This window comes from Candidatus Schekmanbacteria bacterium, from assembly GCA_016219965.1.
Taxonomy (GTDB): domain Bacteria; phylum Schekmanbacteria; class GWA2-38-11; order GWA2-38-11; family J061; genus JACRJM01.
Window position 1 is genome coordinate 407,995 of record JACRJM010000015.1, and the last position, 17,695, is coordinate 425,689.

The following is a 17,695-nucleotide window of genomic DNA, read 5'->3' on the forward strand; positions in this document are numbered from 1 at the left end:
GTAAATTTTTTAACAGCTAATTATATCAAATCTATCAATGTCTTATTGATTTTCTGCTGATATCTGTTCAATTTTGTACATCTGAAAAATTTTTTCAGAAATAAGTAACCTCAAGTAAAGCATTAATTGATGTATTGTTTCTCTATGAAATAATTAGCAATAATATTTACTGAAATATTTCTTTGTTTAGAGAAAAAACTGGCATATGTCTTGCTTGTTCAATATTGGTTCACTTCTGTTTCATAAATTATTGGAAAAAAGGAGACACATTTGTTTACAAATATTTTGATAGTAGACGACGAGATTGGACCGCGTGAGTCTTTAAGAATGATATTAAAACCGCTTTATAACGTATTCATAGCTGAGAACGGGACAAAAGCAATGGATATTATTAGAAAAGAACAAATAGATGTTGTTACATTGGATATGCGAATGCCGGGTATACAAGGAACAGAAGTACTTAAGTCTATAAAAAAATATCGCTCAGATATAGAAGTAATTATAGTTACTGGATATGGAACACTAAAAACAGCAATTGAAGGCATAAGGTGGGGAGTTTTTGATTATATTACGAAACCATTTAATGTCTCAGAGATTATTGCAGTTATAAAAAAAGCTGCAGACAGGAGAATATTAAATCTGCAATTTAAGTCGCTTCTGCAGGGTGTCAAGGACATGGAAATGAAGGTGGACTTTAATAGTGCTAAAAACACCCTTATTGAAAACCAGATGTTAATTGAAAGACTTAGAAAATTGTTTATTGAAAACACGGAGGATTCTAAAAAGGTAGAATTAGATTTTCTGGAGTTTATAAAGGTCTTATCAAGTACGCTCGAAAGCAAGGACGCATACACACATGGACATTCAGGAAGGGTTTCATATTACGCAAATGCTATTGCACAACATTGCGGTTTTGATGAATTAGAAAGAAAAGAGTTGCAGATTGCTACGATGCTTCACGACATAGGAAAAGTTGGAATAGATAATCAATGTCTTTTAAAGGAATCAGATTTAACTGAGGAAGAATGGCAGCTAATTAAACAGCATCCAGAGAGAGGAATAGAGCTTATTGAACCGCTTAAACTTTCTGATTTTATTGTGGATGTGGTTTTGCATCATCACGAACGTTTAGACGGTCTTGGTTATCCTGATGGTTTATCTGGTGAAAGTATAAGTCTTCCCGCTAGAATTGCTGCTCTTGCCGATTCATTTGACGTTATGACAAGTGACAGACCCTACAGAAAAGCTTTATCAAAGGAAGAAGTAATAAAAGAAATGCGGATTGGCTCTGGAACTCAATTTGATTCTCAGTTAATAGAATTAATGTTGAGCCTTCTTCAGGATAATAAATCAAATATATTCTTTTAATTATATTTATTTAGGAGTAATTATATGAAGAATAACTTGGTTGTTTGTTTTAACTGTAAAGAAGTACAGAGAATAACAGAGTACGATACTTGTCCTGAGTATGTTGTAAATGGTGAAACCTTAGAATATGAGATTATTGATAAAAATGATAGGGAAGAATTTTTTGAGCGTCATTTGAACCACAAAACAGGTTATGTTACAGAGCTTGAAGGTGAGATAATATCTAGGGGATATTTTTCTGACCCTTCATGTGAATCTTATTTGAAGGCAACTGATGGTACTCGTACGTATGTAGTTCGTGCATGGAGAGAAAATGCAGCAGATAAAATGAAATATGAACTTGTTGAGGAAAATATCCTGGTAAGACTTGAGCACATTGGCTTTGACTCAAAAGAGTTTCTTGATTCAATAGGGTGTCTCTTAAAAAAAGAACGTCTCGAAAGAAATTTGACCGAAAAAATCTTAGATATAATTGATAAAAACATGGGATCTGTACAGCAACACCTTCAACAATTAGAGGAATACGATCTCTCACAAGATAGGCAAATTGCAACTGTAACAAGAAACTGGAAAGAGAAAGTCTTATCTGAAATAAATGGTGTAGTAAAAAATATTTCAAGTGGTCAGGAAAATCCAGATGAGAAGATAAGCGAGATTATAAGAAAAAAGCTTGATGATATAAAATACGAGATTGTAAAATATATAGACCTTACTAATAACTTTTGAGTTGTCGCTTAGTATTTTCCTTCTTTTAACATTAGTTAAACGTTTAATCTCCCCTTATTTAGTCGCGGTTACTATACTAAAAGCATGTATTGGTTGGATAAAAGCCCCAAAATTTCCCACAAAACTTTTAATATTTTAATAATTATATCTCCGCTGCTAAAGATTAATACAAACTTTTCCTGAGATTAAGATAAAATAAACTTGATTTTTTCTTATGCCATCATTTATCTGTAACAAATTATTTATTAAAATAAACGTGTCATAATTATGAGAAACGATGAGGAAATAAGAAAGGACGTTCAGCAAATAAAGCTCCTTATTGAGCGTCTTCGTAGTATGCGTGAACGTGAAATAGTAATGACAAGGATGGGACGTATGCCCAATCATGGAGAAATCAGAGAAATGAACGATCTTAGTGCTTCTATTGAGGCATCAATAAAAAGAAATACTACTATTATTAATTTTAGCACTAGAAAGATTTTTGAAGCACTTAAAAACAGTTATGAAATGAATATGAAAAGCTGGGAAAACAGAAAAAAATTTGCACTTCAGGCTTTTGAAAGAGATATGAAAAAAAAGGTGGAATCTTGAAAATAAAAATAAAGGACATAAGCGGCGGAATAAACTCTGTTCCAGGTTATAAAGCTCTTGGAGTTAGAGCTGGATTAAAAAAGGCTAATAAACCTGATCTGGCAATGATAATCTGTGAAAAACCGGTTGTCACAGCTGGGATTTTTACAAGAAACAGGGTTTGTGCCGCGCCAGTCAAAGTTGCTAAGACAAAAATAAATAGGGGGTTTAAAAGATTAGTACTTATTAATAGTGGCAATGCTAATGCATGTACTGGAGATAATGGTATTATAGCTGTAAAACGCATTGAAAAATACACATCAAAAAAATTTAATATAAAAGAAGGTGAGATTATTTCCTGCTCAACAGGAATAATAGGGCAACAGCTACCGGTGGAAAAAATATTTGCAGGAGTTGATAAACTCGCAGAAAAACTAGCTAAGGGCGATTACTCTGATGCAGCTAAGGCAATTATGACTACTGATACATTTGAAAAAGAAGTAGCATTGGAAGTGAGGGTCGGAAGTCTCACTTCATTCAGAGTTGCAGGTTTTGCAAAAGGGGCTGGTATGATTGCTCCTAACATGGCAACAATGCTTGCGTTTATAGTAACTGATTGCTCTCTAAAAAGGGCAACGCTGAGAAATATCATGAGAGAATGTGCAGAGAGGACTTTCAATAGGATAACTGTTGACGGAGACATGAGTACCAATGATACAGTGCTTTGTCTTGCTAGTACAACTGATAAAGAGTCAATAGGAAATGAAAATAAAATTATTTTTGCGTTTAAAAGTGCCATTTCAGTGTGCATGGAGCGGCTTGCGAGAATGATTGTTGCTGATGGTGAAGGTGCGACTAAATTAATTGAGGTGGAAGTTGTAAATGCTAAAACCGAAAATGACGCTAAGAAAATTGCATCAAAGATAGCAAATTCAAATCTTTTTAAAACTGCTGTTTATGGAGAAAGTCCTAACTGGGGAAGGATAATTGCTGCTGCTGGAGCAGCTGGAGTTAAAATTGATGATGATAAAATTGATATAGCATTTGGAAATATAAAGACTGTCAGAAAAGGCATTGCTGTTCAAGGAACAACTCAAAAATTAAGAAGTTATCTCAAGGAAAAAATAATAAAGATAACCGTAAACATTAATAAAGGATCTTATTCATGCAAGTTTCTTACATGTGATATGACACCTGAATATGTTAAAATAAATGCTGAATACAGTTGAAAAAATATATTTCATCTTGACAGATATTTAGTGTATGTTACAGAACATATCAAATTATATTACTTATCAATAAGTTTGGAGTTATAGGAGGAATCAAATGACAAGGGAAGATCTTAAAGATAGAATTCGCGAAGAACTTGGATTGAGTAAACAAGAATCGTCCGAGATGGTTGAGCAGATATTAAATACAATAAGAGAAACCCTTTCCAAGGGTGAAGATATAATATTGAGTGGTTTTGGAAAATTTGAGATAAGAACAAAGCGTGAAAGAACAGGACGTAACCCCAAAACGGGTGTTCCATATACGATTTCAGCGAGAAAAGTGGTAAATTTCAAGCCTTCAAAACTTTTTAAAGATTTGTTGAACGGTTAAAAAAATATCACTTCTTCTGCTTCCTGGTGCCGGTAGATGGCACTGCAAGTCCGAGCTCAGATAAAACACATTTCAGATCGTCCCATGCATTTTTCTTTTCATTTGGATTTCTAAGCAGATATGCTGGATGGTAAGTGGGCATTAACTTTATGTCCCGGTAGTAATCAAATCTTCCTCGCAAATTTGATATTTTATTTTCAGTCTTAAGCAAGGTTTGTGCTGAGAAAGTTCCAAGCGCTACTATAACTTCAGGCTGTATTATGTTTATCTGCTCGACCAGGAAAGGTTCGCATTGTTCTATTTCATCCTGCATTGGATTTCGATTCTGGGGTGGCCGGCATTTTATAATATTGGCAATAAACACCTGTTCTCTGGAAAGCCCCATAGCGTTAATCATATCGGTTAAAAGCTTTCCAGCTCTTCCAACGAAAGGTTTCCCCTGTATATCTTCGTCACGTCCGGGTGCTTCACCGACAAACATCAGTCTTGCATTATAATCGCCTGCACCAAAAACAATTGTTTTTCTCTCTTCACAAAGTCTGCACCTCTTACAGTCGCCAATATATTCCTTAAGATGTGTAATACGCTCATTCTTTGAGAGCTCCGTCCCTGTATTTTTTTTCATTTCTGTATTGCGCGTGGTAGATAATAAATTTTTAACTCCAAGAGATTTTTGATATTCCAAAAAACTTATAAGATCATCAGTTGCATTCTTGATTTTGTCACTCATTGCTATTCCCTGTTTTTATAAAGCTCACTTCTTTTTTATATACAGCGAATTGCCACGGTCAAGCTTTATTCTTGATTTGAATGATGTTGTTGAAATAAAATAATTTAAATGAATAAAACTTTAAAAAATATTATTGGTCTTATGTTTCTACTCCCTGCCTGCGCAGTGTGTTCAGTCTGCTCTTATGCGTCAGTGAAAACGCTTGTTTATAACAGTAATCTTAATTTAATATTTGGAGCAGGTATAGCAACATATATAGTTGTGAGGCAGTTAATCTACTGGGCAGGATATGATTTCGTTGAGGTTGCGGAAATCCTGGTCCATGAACTAATGCATGGTTTATTTGCTCTTCTTTTCCTTGGAGATATAAAGGCGCTTTCAGTTTCAATTGGAAGAGGTGGCGAAGTGAGTGTTTCAAAGTCTAACTTCCTTGTTGAGCTTTCGCCATATTGTTTTCCAGCGTTGACTATTTTTATCTGCGTCTTAAGGCCTTTTTTCATAAAACAGGCAGACCCATATATAGTTTTCTTTGCTGCCTTCTTTCTTGGATTACACATCTGTTCTCTTATAAGGGATTTCCATTTTGGACAAAGAGATCTAATCAATAATGGAATAATTTTTTCTTTTTCTGTTGTCCTTTTCTTTAATGTGTTGTTTATAGGGATTGTTGCTGTATGCATAAATTCCGGAATATCAGGAGTTCCGCGATTTATGATGCAATTATATGAAACAGGTAAGAATGCCTCTTATTATGTGGCAAGTGCTGATTACACAGAATATATCAGTTCGTTGCAATCAATATTTGAAAGACTACGGACAATTAAACTGGGGTTTTAAAATATGAAAATGATAAATGGGAAAATAGCATTTTTCTTCATCATTCTTCCAATTATGTTTTCATCATGCATACCGGCCGGAGATATTGAACAAAGATTAAATGAGATTGAAGGCAGGGTTAAAAAGCTTGAAGATTATAAGAGTAAAGAGGGTAAACAGATTGAGGATAATGTGAAGAAGATGTCAGGAGAGCTTTCTGAAGCTAAGAGAAATATTGATGAACTGATGAGGAGAACTTCACTTGTTGGTGAATCAATTCAGGAAGAGAAACTGGAAGATAACCGCTAACTTATAACTTATTCTATAAGCAAATATGTATTATCCGGATTTCAAAGAATTTAAAAAAATGACAAAGATGGGGAATCTAATACCCGTCTATACGGAGATCTATGCTGATATGGAAACTCCGGTTTCCGCATTTATCAAGATAGATGACGGGAAATATTCATTCCTCTATGAGAGTATTGAAGGAGGGGAAAAGTGGGCGAGATATTCCTTCCTTGGCACTTCACCATCCCTGGTCTTTAAGTGTAAGGGGAATGATGTAGATATTACAATAAACGGAAAGACTGTAAGAACCGGATTTGTTAGCGATCCTCTGGAAATATTAAGAGGAATAATGGACAACTATTCTCCTGTCAAAGTTAAGGGATTGCCAAGATTTACCGGCGGAGCAATAGGTTTTCTTGGATATGATTTTGTGCGGTTCTTTGAAAAACTTCCGGATACGGCTCAGGACACACTGGATCTGCGTGACGCTGTTTTCATGCTCATGGATTCGATTGTTATCTTTGATAACCTTTCTCACAAGATGAAAATAGTGGCAAACGCGCATATTCCAGAAGGGAAGACCCCGGAAAGTGCCTATAGGGATGCCAGGAAAAGGATAGAAGGAATAATAGATAAACTTAAAAAAAGTAAGAGCCGCAGAGAAACAAAAAAGAGATCTTTTAAAGCTGGAAAGCTGCAGCCAATTTCTAATTTTACAAGAGAGAAGTTTGTCAAAGCTGTTGAAAAGGCAAAAGCATATATAAGAGCAGGCGATGTGATACAGGTGGTTCTTTCACAGCGTTTTTCGGCAGCTTTTGACGGCTCTCCCTTTGCAGTTTACAGAGCGCTTAGAATAATTAATCCCTCCCCATACATGTTTTTTCTGAAGCTTGGTGATATCTGCATGGCTGGCTCATCACCGGAAATACTTGTGAGGGTCGAAGATGGCATAATAGAACTCCGTCCAATAGCAGGTACAAGACCGAGAGGAAAGAGTGAAGATGAGGATAAGAAATTAGAAAAAGACTTGCTTGCGGATCCAAAAGAAAGAGCAGAGCATATAATGCTTGTTGACCTTGGACGAAACGATGTCGGTCGGGTTGCAAAGACAGCAACGGTTGAAGTTAATGAGCTCATGGCAGTTGAAAGGTATTCTCATGTAATGCATATTGTTTCCAATGTGAGGGGCAGGCTTGCAGATAACAATAATGTATTTGATGTCATAAGGGCGTGTTTTCCGGCTGGAACGGTTTCAGGAGCTCCGAAGATAAGAGCTATGGAAATAATTGAGGAACTTGAACCTTCAAGACGCGGAGCTTATGCCGGTGCGGTTGGATATTTCAGTTTCTCAGGGAATATGGATACCTGTATAAATATAAGGACACTGGTATTTCACAAAGGGAAAGTGTACATACAGGGAGGGGCAGGTATTGTTGCTGACTCAGTGCCTGAATCTGAATATACTGAAACCATGAACAAGATGAAAGCTATGCTTGAGGCTTTAAAACTTTCTGATGAACTTGGATATGACTAAAAAGAGCGACATATTAATAGATAATTACGATTCATTTACTTACATCCTCTTTCAATATTTTGGTGAGATGGGAGTAAAGTTCGATGTTTACAGGAATGACGAAATAACAGTAGATGAGATTGAACAGTTTTCACCGCGGAGAATCGTAATATCCCCAGGCCCATGCAGTCCTGAAAAAGCAGGAATATCAATTGAAACGGTAAAGCACTTTGCCGGCAAAGTGCCAATCCTCGGAGTATGTCTTGGCCATCAGTCAATTGGGGCTGCCTTCGGGGCAGATATAGTCCGGGCAAAAAAACTTATGCACGGCAAGACTTCGAAAATTTCTCACAACAACAAAAATGTTTTTAACAATATTCCCAATCCTTTTGAGGCTACAAGGTATCATTCTCTCGTCATAAACCGCAAATCCCTTCCATCGGAGCTTATTGTTACTGCGACAGCAGATGATGGTGAGATAATGGGCATTGTCCATAAGAAGTATAAAATATATGGGGTGCAGTTCCATCCCGAATCTATTCTTACAGATTATGGTAAAAAGCTCTTAAAGAACTTTCTTGATTTATCAAAGTAGGACGCCTGTGATTAAGAAAAGCATATCAACCCTGACTGAAGGCAGTAACCTTTCAGAGCACGATGCCTATCTTGCAATAAAAGAGATTTTGGAAGGGAAGGGAACACACGCCCAGATTGCATCATTTCTCACCGCTCTCAGGATGAAGGGAGAAACTCCTGATGAGATAACAGGGAGCGTGAAGGCTATGAGGGAGATGGCAATAACTTTAAAGCTCAATTCACAAGATGCCATAGACACTTGCGGGACAGGAGGCGACCGAGCAGGGACATTCAATGTATCAACAGCAGCAGCAATCGTTGCGGCAGGTGCAGGGGTTGTTGTCGCAAAACATGGAAACCGTGCAGTCTCGGGAAACTGTGGAAGTGCAGATGTTTTTGAAAAGCTCGGAGTTAAAATAACCCTTCACCCCGATGAGGTTGCAAACTGCATTAATACGGTCGGCATAGGTTTTATGTTTGCTCCAGAATTTCATTCAGCAATGAGACATGCCGCAGAGGTGAGAAGAGAGATAGGGATAAGGACTGTTTTCAATATTCTCGGTCCACTTTCAAATCCAGCTGAAGTGACAAGACAGGTGGTGGGAGTTTACTCATCCGATCTTGCCGGCCTTTTTGCATCGACACTGTTAAAGCTTGGAGTCAAAAAGGCTTACATAGTATACGGCGAGGATGGACTTGATGAGATAACCGTATGCGGAAAAACAGAAATTAAAGAGATTGACGGTGGGAAGGTACTCTCGTACACAATCAGCCCTGAAGATTTTGGAATGGTACGCCATAACAGAGATGAGATTTCAGGAGGAGATGCCGCTTTCAACAGGGACATAATCATAAGAATTCTTAAAGGCTCTGAGGGAGCAAGACGCGATATCGTTCTTCTCAATGCTGCTGCTGCAATAGCGGTTTCCGGCAAAGCTCCAAATATTAAAGAAGGATTGGTTCTCGCAAGGGAATCAATCGACAGCAACTCCGCTTACAAAAAACTTCAGGAACTGATAGAGTTTACGCAGAAGCAGTAAGTATTTCAAAAACCATATATTTTTGTTTACCTGATAAGGACTTACTATTGCACTGTTGATGTCTCGTGTTTTTCACCATCAAAGGTCATGATGACTTTGATATCGTTTATCCGCGTATGAATATTCACGGGCTTCTGCCAGATCTTATAAATATTTTCCAGTGTTGACTTTGCATATAGTGCATTTAGTTCAGCCCCGCTGAAATTGTGGGTAAGAAGAAGTTCTCCGCGGTTCTTGTAGTTGCTGCTATCAACGAGTATTACAGGTTTTCCGAAGTTTGTAAGAGACAAAAGAAGCTGACTCTTAATATTGCGGAACTCCCTGTCGGAGATTTCGTATACATTTTTTTCATTGTTGTAACTGTAAACGAAAAGCTTGTGTTCCAGGCAGAATTCCGGGGTGAGGAAGTCATCTATAAAGGTTATATCATTATGGGTTTTCCGCACTTCAAATATCTTTTCCATCCCGAGCCCGGTTTTCTTGTCCCATTTCCTCTTCTCCTCATAATCTTCGCATTCCATATATTCCGTTCCAAACTTTCCCTTATTCCATCTCTCCTCAATAGCCCTGAATAGTTCAAGCCCCAGTTTATATGGATTTATTGAACCGGGTCTTACCCCCAGAGTCCCCGAGTGATGGTCTGCATAGTCTATTATCTCTGCGTCATTTAAAGCCTTGCTGGTCATTATCTTTGAATGCCAGTAGCTTGCCCATCCTTCATTCATTATCTTGGTCTGTCCCTGGGGAGCAAAGTAATAGCTTTCTTCCCTTATGACCGAAAGAATGTCCTGCTCCCATTTCTGAAGTCTGGCGTTTTCAATAAGGAACTGAAGAATATCCTTCTGCGGTGTGAAGCGCATTTCTTTTTTCTTTGCAAGTTCATCTTCCTTTTTCTTCCTCATTCCTGCAATAAACTCAGGCGGGTTTATAAAACTTTCCATGTAGTCTTTGCTGCGAAGCCGGTCAACTTTTATCCTTGCATCAGCATCAGATTCAGATACCTGAGTTCTGCCGCTGAAATGTACAGAATGAACATCTATGAGATTCTCTATCGAAAGGCATATATCTATAAACTTCTCCACCTTTTCATAGCCGTATTTTTCAATGAATTTCCAGATACGTGAGGCGTGGTTTGCCATTTCATCCATCATTTTGCGGTTTGTTTTCTGGAACCAGAAATTGTTTTTAAAAAAGTCACAGTGTGCGTAAACATGTGCTATCACTATCTTCTGGTCAACAATGTTGTTTCCTTCAAGAAGATAAGCATAGCAAGGGTCATTGTTGATTACCATCTCATAGATTTTATGAAGTCCGTAGGCGTAGCTTTTGGAAAGCCTTTCGTATTCCATTCCGAACCTCCAGTGAGGATAACGGGTCGGAAAACCACCTCGGCTTGCAATCGCATTCATTTCGTCAAATTCAACGACTTCAAATACCACCGGGAAAAAATCAAGTCCCATTTTTTCTGCATGTTTCTCAAGCTCATATTTGATCTTTTTGAGCTCAGTAGGGAATCTCATAGTAAATCATACCTCCTTAAGATTTATTTTCCCTTCCCAAAGAATTCCTTAAGCGAGTCAAGCACTGCTTCTTTGCTGTTTATGCGGGAGAGGAGAAGATTGTCACGGCTAATGATTTCCTCCTTGAGTTCATCAATGAACCTTCCTCCGCTCTGGCTGGATTCTACCTGCCCGTATCCTACGAGGTTTGATATAGGAAGCAGATTATCAGAAAGAATCCTTATACACTTTGATGTGTCCTCTCTTGACCAGTTGTCGCCGTCAGAGAAATGAAAGACATATATGTTCCAGTCAGCGGGATAGTGTTCACGCATTATAATATCGTAGCAAAGCTCATAAGCGGTCGAAATGAGAGTGCCGCCGCTTGTACTTAGGCTGAAAAATGTTTCCCTGCTTACTTCTTTTGCTATCGCTTCATGGACTATGTAGCGTGTCTTTATTCCCTTGTAGTTCGCTCTTAGCCATGTGTCTATCCAGAAGGTTTCAAGCCTTACTATCTCTTTTTCGTTTTCTCCAATGGAGCCTGATATATCCATCATGAGAAATATCACTGCCTGACTGAAAGGGTTGAGCTTAAGCTTGAATGTACGGTATCTCTTGTCTTCCGGGATTGGCACAATTAATGGATTGTCAGGATCATAGCTGCCTGTAAGGATGTGGCGTCTTAGCGCCTGTTTGTAAGTCCTTTTGAAGTGCTTTAAAGATTCAGGACCAGTTTTGTTTATTCCGGTGTACTTTGCTCTTTCAGCGGTAAGGCCTTTTTCTGATTTTGGGACGATCCGCGGAAGTTCAAGCTCTTCAGAGAGGATTGAGGCAAGCTCTTCAAGTGTTATTTCAACCTCAAGGATATGCTCCCCCGGACGGTCTCCTGCCTTGCCATTTCCGCCCTCCTCAGGTTCTCCCACTCCGATAGGTTCTCCGATATCTCCTTCTCCCTGACCAACACCTTTCTGTTTGTTCCTGTCATACCTGAAGTCAGGTATATCTATCTCATTTACCGGAATTCTTACGAGCTGTTTCCCTTTCTTCCCGATAAGCTCGCTGTGGCTTATATACCGGTTGAGGTCTTTTCGTATTTTGTTCTTTACGATTTTTTTAAATCTGCTTAAATCCTGCTCTATACTTAAAACCATTTTACATCCTCCTGGCCATCAAATCTCAGGCATTAACTGTTAATGTTCAGAAACAGTAGCTCAGGCAGAGGATCAAATGCGTTTTGTTTACTTGATATCACCTCTTGCAAAGATGCTTGATACATAATTCAACGTATCTGTGGCGCATGTATCGCAATAACCATACTTTGATATCAGCCTCTCTTTCACGACGTCTATCTTCTTCTGCGTTTCCTTGTCCACAACCTGCGATACAAGAGATGAAAGCTTTATAAAATCTTTCTGGTCCTCAAAAAGCTTAAGTTCCAATGCTCTGTGAAGCCTCTCGTTCTTTTTGTAATCAAAAGCCTTTCCTTCTATTGCAAGGGCTCCTATGTAGTTCATGATTTCACGCCTGAAATCATCCTTCCTGCTGTCCGGTATATCGATCTTCTCTTCAATAGAGCGCATGAGCCTTTCATTGGGTTCTTCATCCTGTCCCGTATATTTGTTTTTCACCTTCTCCTTTTGCGTGTATGCTTTCACATTATCAATGTAATTGGCGCAAAGCCTTGAAATAGCCGCCTCGTCGGCAGAGATTGCGCGCTGGACTTCATTCTTGATTATGTTCTCATATTCTTCTTTAACTACTGAAAGAAGCTCTCTGTATCTTTTTTTCTGGTCTTCGCTTGTTATCAGCGAATGATGTGTCAATCCTTCTTCAAGTTCATTCATTATCATAAACGGGTTAACGCATCCTTCCCCCATATCAGATACAAGAGAGTTGGAAATCTTATCCTGAATATACCTTGGTGAAATCCCTTCCATCCCCTCCCTTAAGGATTCCTTCATCAGTTCTTTTATGTTGTCTTCGGTGAAACCGGGAAGTGATTTGCCGTTGTAAAGTTTCAGTTTCTGGATGAGTGTGAGGCTTGCCTTCTTCGGTTCCTCAAGCCTTGTAAGCACAGCCCACATGGATGCCACTTCTACCGTATGAGGAGCGATGTGCTTTCCCCTTATTTTTTCTTTGTTATAGTCTTTCTCGTAGATTTTCTTTTCATCGTCGAGCTTGACTATATATGGCACGTCTATTTTTACCGTCCTGTCCCGCAATGCCTCCATGTATTCATTGTTCTGGAGTTTGCGGTATTCAGGCTCGTTGGTATGCCCTATTATGACTTCATCTATGTCGGTCTGGGCAAATTTCTTGGGTTTTATCTGGTGTTCCTGGCTTGCACCGAGAAGGTCGTATAGAAAAGCCACATCGAGCTTAAGCACTTCTATGAATTCAATGAGCCCGCGGTTTGCAATATTGAATTCCCCGTCAAAATTGAATGCACGCGGGTCTGAGTCAGAGCCGTATTCAGCTATTTTCCTGTAATTGATGTCTCCCGTAAGCTCTGTTGAATCCTGATTCTTCTCATCTTTAGGCTGGAATGTTCCTATTCCTATACGGTCTTTTTCAGAGAGTACCAGTCTTTTTACAATAATATGTTCGAGAACTTTAACCCAGTCTCCTTCCCATTTTTTTAAAAGTTCCCTGAACTGGAACCTGCATGCAGGGCATAAATCACCCTCTATATGTATCTGTTGGGAACTCTCTTTTCCCTTGTTGAATTCCTCAAGGAACTTTCCCCTGAGATTTACAGGGATGAGGCGAAGAGGCTCTTCATGCATGGGGCAGTCCATATAATCTGACGATCTTTTTAGCTGTTCTGACTTTAGCCCCTTCCAGCTGAAGGTATAAAGTGCTCCCTCCCATCGCTTGGAATAGTCTTCAAATCCTTTTTTAAGAAGCCTTACGATAGTGCTTTTTGAGCCGCCTACCGGGCCATGCAGGAGAAGCACTCTCTTCTCAGTGCCGTACTTCATGGCGGCAGACTTCAAAAAATTAACAAGCTTCATTAATGACCTGTCTATCCCGTAAACAGCGTCTCTTCCTCCAGAGAATGGATCGTCAAAGAAGTGATACCTTACGATTGGCTCTTTATGCTCCCTGTACTCGGTGAAGCCGTGGGAAAGTATCATGTCATATATTCGTTCAAAGGCATTTCTGGTAATTTTTGGGTTTGCTTTTACTAACTCAAGATATTCATCAAACGCTCCTTCCCAGTTCAGCTCTTTGAAGCGTTCAATGTCATCGGTATTTCTGATTGCTAAAAGGTAATCTTCAGATTTGTTCATAATTATGCCTCCCACTTTAAATTGTTGGGATTAATAATTACTTTATTCAGTATATTATTTTATGTCCCTTTCTTTAATATAATATAGGAAAAAAAAACCCAATCTTCAAGAAATCGAAGGATATTAAGCATGATAAATCCTCATTATTTTGACAAAGAGCGGACAACGTGATAAAAAAATCAAATATATAAATATGGGCCTGATTACGACAGATGGAGTTGTTTTAAAGGCGCTCAATTCCGGTGAAAGCGATAAGATATTGTGTTTAATAACGCCGAGAATGGGAAAACTATCTGTTATGGCAAAAGGATCGAGGAAAATAAGAAACCGCTTTTCAGGGGCTCTTGAAGAAGGAAACAGGGTAAGGGCAACAATATACAGAAAAAAAGATGAATCACTTGGTTTCCTTAGCCAGTGCGACATCCTTGATACATGGAAAGAAATCAGGGAGGATTTAGATCACACGGCGGGGTTGTTTTATATTCTTTCTCTTGTAAATGAGCTTGTCCCTGAGGGCGAACCCGGAAGAGAGTGTTACGACCTTCTGGTTGATGTTTTGAAAGTGAGTATTAAAAGCAAAGATATATTTAAGATAATCACTTTTTTTGAGATGAATTTGCTGAGGCTCATGGGAATAGGGCCTGTTGTTACAAAATGTGTAATTTGCGGTTTGAAGACTGAGGAGAACAGGGTCGCTTTTTCGAACATAAAGGGAGGAATAATGTGCCCCAAATGTTCGGATGTAAATTTAAAGACAGGTTCAATATCGCTTGGAGCCTTGAAGACTCTCAATCTTATTGGTAAGCAGGGTTTAAGGATGGAGAATAATATAAGGATTTCCAAAGATTGCAGAAATGATATATCGAATTTTATTTATCCTTATATGGTCTATCATACGGGGAAGGAAATTAAAGCAAGAAAAGTATTAAAGCAGATGGATCTAATATAAGGGGGTAATGTAGATGGACAAAACCCAGAAAAATATGGCAGAATTCCTTGCCAGAGTGGTTGTTACGGAGCTCGTTAAAAAGAAGAAGATAAATCTCGCAACAGATGACCAGGCAGTTATAAAAATTGTTGCTGATATTATTTATGAGGATTTTCATGTTGAGGAAGAATTAAATGAGAAGGTGAGACAGCTATTAAAGGAACATAACAAGGAACTCCAAAGTTCCAATGCTGATTATAACAAGCTTTTTAACATGATAAAGAAGAAGCTCATAGAGGAAGAGGAATTGGACATATAAACTCTGGGCTTAGGGGGTACTATGCGATACAGCCAGGCACGTATTAATAAAGTTTCAAAGAAAATTACAGACACGCTGTTTGAGAAGAAACTAATATCAAACGGCCCGGAAGAGGCTGAAGATATTCGTTACAACATATCAAAAGTGCTGAGCGATGAGTTCAGGATAGAGGAAATTGTGGATGAAGAGGTAAGGCGGATCATAAGAAGTTATTCGCGTCCCATAGACGAGGGAAGCCGCGAATGGGATATCCTCTACAAAAAGCATTACGAAGAGCAGATGGGGAAGAGAAGAAGGTTTTAAGGCTCGAATTTTAAAAGCTCGAAGTTTTTTCCGTCAAACTTCAGATATGAAAAACTCGTGATCCAGTCCCCAAGGAATATCAGATGAACTTCCCTTCCGTTTAAATTTATTTTTTCAAGTCCCTGTTCATGGGTATGTCCGATTACCACTACATCAGTGCCGCTCATAAATTTCTCATTTGCAAATTCCCTGCATGCTTTTTTCAGGCGGGCTGTATTGTCCCTGATATTGTCCCTGCTCAACGCTGACATATAGGTTGCCGCGCGCCACCAGAATCCCGGATGTGTCATGTTCACAGCCCAATAGGAAAGTCTGTTCTTGAGGAAAAAATTCAATATTTTGTGTCCGCTGTCCTTGGAGTTTATATTATCTCCGTGGATGAGGTGAAATTTTACTCCCTCAATTTCCCTATCCATGTAGATGTCCTTTACATCTGCCCCAACAATATCTTTGAAAAAAAGGTCGAACCTGAATTCATGGTTCCCCTCAATAAGAGATAGTGCAGTTCCTGAGTCATGGAGTTCCATAAGTTTTGCAAGCACAGGCACGAACTGCGTGTAAACTACCGATTTATATCCGTACCAGAAGTCAAAGAGATCTCCCAGTACGTAAAGCCCAGTTGCCTTTCCTTTTATGCTGTCCAGGAATTTGATAAGACACTTCTGGTTCTTGTCATTTATATTTCTAAGATGCGCATCTGAAAGAAAATAATACTCTTTTGCCAAAACTGCCTCCTTAATTATCGTGTATTTCTTTTTATCATTATGCGGCGTTTACGGTCAAGTGGAGTGAAAGATGGATCAAGAACTAAAAGACCGTCCTCCGTCCCGGTGATGTCTTAAATCTTGTGTCAGAGTTAAGAGGGGTGCATCCTTAAGATGTTTTTCGGAAACAATTTAATTAAGGAGGTCACCCCATGCAGCAAAGAGCAGTTAAGTTTACGGTACAGGAAGCAATGAGAGAGGTCAAGAGTTTTGATGTTGAAGGGGATTATCGAGCAGCAGCGAGACAAGCGATAAAAGAGGTTTTAGAGAGCCGGATGGCAAATCGGGTAGATGAGTATTTATCAGAGCTTGATAGATTAGACATATCTGATCGTCGGAACGGCAGTTATGACAGGCATTTATTAACAGCTTGCGGCGATGTTTCCATATCAGTTAAACGGACTCGGCAGTTTAGCGGATTGGGTGTGATAAAGGCATTTGAGCGGAGAGATTCTTCAATAGATCAGTTGATTATGAATTGTTTTACACTTGGGTTGGCGACCCGTAAGGTTGGAGTGGCTTTGCTTCCGGTGCTGGGAGAGAAGATATCTCGATCGACTGTCAGCGAAGTATCCAAGCAGCTTGACGCTTTTGTTGATGCTTATCATAAGAGGTCATTGAATAATAAGTATCGTTTTTTGATGTTTGATGGAGTTGTTTTAAAGAATCGAACCGGTGCCGGATCAGTAAAGAAGGTCGTATTGGTGGCCTTGGGAGTTACTCATGATAATAAGAAGGAGGTAATTGATTTTAAGCTTGCCTGCGGAGAATCGCAATCTTCCTGGGAGTCATTTTTAAATGATTTATACCGTCGTGGAATAACAGGAGAAGGAGTAGATCTGATAGTGGTAGATGGAGGCACGGGTTTACTTGCTGCACTTGATATGGTTTATTCCGGAATCCCTGTCCAGAGGTGCTGGGCGCATAAGACCCACAATGTTATTAACTGTGTTAAAGAAAAAGATCAGAAAGCTGTAAAATATGATTTGCACAAGATAAGTCATGCATCCGGAGAAAGGGAAGCCCAGTCGATGTTTAAAGAATTTGCTTTAAAGTGGGGAAAGATATATCCAAAAGCTGTTCTCTGTCTGAGAAAAGATATAGACACATTGTTGAGCTTTTTTAAGATCAAAGACTTAAACCTGTGGAACACAATCAGAACAACCAATGCTATAGAAAGACGCTTCGTAGAGGTAAGACGAAGAACCAGACCTATGGGCGTATTTTCCAACAGAACAAGTATGGAAAGAATACTATTTGCAGTGTTTAGATATGAAAACATTAAAGAAGGTACTGCAACCCCTCTACTAATGACACAAAACTAAGGACGCAACCTCCGTCCCTTCCACCTTGA

General features: G+C 38.9%; 19 protein-coding genes. 14 read left to right on the plus strand and 5 right to left on the minus strand.

Annotation, left to right across the window (positions count from 1 at the left end; all coding sequences use genetic code 11):
• Window positions 1-270 precede the first annotated feature (270 nt).
• The 5 genes from HZA77_15125 (at window position 271) to HZA77_15145 (ending at window position 4,266) form a co-directional block, all read left to right on the plus strand.
• Window positions 271-1,368, plus strand: a complete 1,098-nt coding sequence (locus tag HZA77_15125; protein MBI5376764.1) for a response regulator — start codon at window positions 271-273, stop codon at window positions 1,366-1,368.
• A gap of 24 nt (window positions 1,369-1,392) precedes the next feature.
• Window positions 1,393-2,094 carry a hypothetical protein gene (locus HZA77_15130; GenBank protein ID MBI5376765.1) on the plus strand — a complete coding sequence of 234 codons (702 nt, stop codon included), beginning with the start codon at window positions 1,393-1,395 and terminating at the stop codon, window positions 2,092-2,094.
• 267 nt (window positions 2,095-2,361) lie between these two features.
• Window positions 2,362-2,685 carry a hypothetical protein gene (locus tag HZA77_15135; GenBank protein ID MBI5376766.1) on the plus strand — a complete coding sequence of 108 codons (324 nt, stop codon included), beginning with the start codon at window positions 2,362-2,364 and terminating at the stop codon, window positions 2,683-2,685.
• Window positions 2,682-3,893 (plus strand): bifunctional glutamate N-acetyltransferase/amino-acid acetyltransferase ArgJ, encoded by a 1,212-nt coding sequence (argJ, locus tag HZA77_15140; GenBank protein ID MBI5376767.1) that lies wholly within the window; start codon window positions 2,682-2,684, stop codon window positions 3,891-3,893. The genes HZA77_15135 and argJ overlap by 4 nt, the downstream gene beginning before the upstream one ends.
• A 97-nt stretch (window positions 3,894-3,990) precedes the next feature.
• Entirely contained in the window at window positions 3,991-4,266 is a 276-nt protein-coding gene (locus tag HZA77_15145; protein MBI5376768.1) for an integration host factor subunit alpha, read from the plus strand.
• Between the two features lie 7 nt (window positions 4,267-4,273).
• Here the strand turns inward: HZA77_15145 and HZA77_15150 are convergent, their stop codons facing one another.
• Window positions 4,274-4,996: a uracil-DNA glycosylase gene (locus HZA77_15150; GenBank protein ID MBI5376769.1), complete on the minus strand. Its 723-nt coding sequence runs from the start codon at window positions 4,994-4,996 to the stop codon at window positions 4,274-4,276.
• A 108-nt stretch (window positions 4,997-5,104) separates the two neighbouring features.
• Between HZA77_15150 and HZA77_15155 the strand changes: the two genes are divergently transcribed.
• The 5 genes from HZA77_15155 to trpD are packed head-to-tail and all read left to right on the plus strand — an operon-like array spanning window position 5,105 to window position 9,232.
• Window positions 5,105-5,833, plus strand: a complete 729-nt coding sequence (locus HZA77_15155; GenBank protein MBI5376770.1) for a hypothetical protein — start codon at window positions 5,105-5,107, stop codon at window positions 5,831-5,833.
• Window positions 5,834-5,836: 3 nt separating this feature from the next.
• Window positions 5,837-6,121, plus strand: a complete 285-nt coding sequence (locus HZA77_15160; GenBank protein ID MBI5376771.1) for a hypothetical protein — start codon at window positions 5,837-5,839, stop codon at window positions 6,119-6,121.
• A 25-nt stretch (window positions 6,122-6,146) separates the two neighbouring features.
• A complete protein-coding gene (gene trpE / locus HZA77_15165; GenBank protein ID MBI5376772.1) occupies window positions 6,147-7,637 on the plus strand; it encodes an anthranilate synthase component I in 1,491 nt (496 codons plus the stop codon).
• Window positions 7,630-8,211: an aminodeoxychorismate/anthranilate synthase component II gene (locus tag HZA77_15170; protein MBI5376773.1), complete on the plus strand. Its 582-nt coding sequence runs from the start codon at window positions 7,630-7,632 to the stop codon at window positions 8,209-8,211. Before trpE ends, HZA77_15170 begins: the two co-directional genes overlap by 8 nt.
• Window positions 8,212-8,218: 7 nt before the next feature.
• Entirely contained in the window at window positions 8,219-9,232 is a 1,014-nt protein-coding gene (gene trpD / locus HZA77_15175) for an anthranilate phosphoribosyltransferase (protein ID MBI5376774.1), read from the plus strand.
• Between the two features lie 44 nt (window positions 9,233-9,276).
• Here the strand turns inward: trpD and HZA77_15180 are convergent, their stop codons facing one another.
• The 3 genes from HZA77_15180 to HZA77_15190 all read right to left on the minus strand — a co-directional run bounded on the left by HZA77_15180 (window position 9,277) and on the right by HZA77_15190 (window position 14,027).
• On the minus strand, window positions 9,277-10,752 hold the full coding sequence (locus HZA77_15180; protein MBI5376775.1) for a SpoVR family protein: 1,476 nt from the start codon (window positions 10,750-10,752) through the stop codon (window positions 9,277-9,279).
• Window positions 10,753-10,775: 23 nt separating this feature from the next.
• Window positions 10,776-11,885, minus strand: a complete 1,110-nt coding sequence (locus HZA77_15185) for a DUF444 family protein (GenBank protein MBI5376776.1) — start codon at window positions 11,883-11,885, stop codon at window positions 10,776-10,778.
• An 87-nt stretch (window positions 11,886-11,972) separates the two neighbouring features.
• Window positions 11,973-14,027 (minus strand): serine protein kinase, encoded by a 2,055-nt coding sequence (locus HZA77_15190; GenBank protein MBI5376777.1) that lies wholly within the window; start codon window positions 14,025-14,027, stop codon window positions 11,973-11,975.
• Between the two features lie 193 nt (window positions 14,028-14,220).
• On the opposite strand from HZA77_15190, the gene recO reads away from it, so the two are divergent.
• The 3 genes from recO to HZA77_15205 are packed head-to-tail and all read left to right on the plus strand — an operon-like array spanning window position 14,221 to window position 15,577.
• Entirely contained in the window at window positions 14,221-14,976 is a 756-nt protein-coding gene (gene recO, locus HZA77_15195; protein MBI5376778.1) for a DNA repair protein RecO, read from the plus strand.
• Window positions 14,977-14,989: 13 nt separating this feature from the next.
• Window positions 14,990-15,274, plus strand: a complete 285-nt coding sequence (locus HZA77_15200; GenBank protein MBI5376779.1) for a DUF507 family protein — start codon at window positions 14,990-14,992, stop codon at window positions 15,272-15,274.
• Between the two features lie 21 nt (window positions 15,275-15,295).
• The gene (locus HZA77_15205) at window positions 15,296-15,577 is read left to right on the plus strand and encodes a DUF507 family protein (GenBank protein ID MBI5376780.1); all 282 of its coding nucleotides are present in this window, start codon (window positions 15,296-15,298) and stop codon (window positions 15,575-15,577) included.
• On the opposite strand, the gene HZA77_15210 is transcribed toward HZA77_15205, so the two are convergent.
• Window positions 15,574-16,302 (minus strand): UDP-2,3-diacylglucosamine diphosphatase, encoded by a 729-nt coding sequence (locus HZA77_15210; GenBank protein ID MBI5376781.1) that lies wholly within the window; start codon window positions 16,300-16,302, stop codon window positions 15,574-15,576. The two genes, HZA77_15205 and HZA77_15210, sit on opposite strands and share 4 nt — an antisense overlap.
• A gap of 191 nt (window positions 16,303-16,493) precedes the next feature.
• Between HZA77_15210 and HZA77_15215 the strand changes: the two genes are divergently transcribed.
• Window positions 16,494-17,666, plus strand: coding sequence for an IS256 family transposase (locus HZA77_15215; GenBank protein MBI5376782.1), 1,173 nt, complete (start codon window positions 16,494-16,496; stop codon window positions 17,664-17,666).
• Window positions 17,667-17,695: the final 29 nt, after the last annotated feature.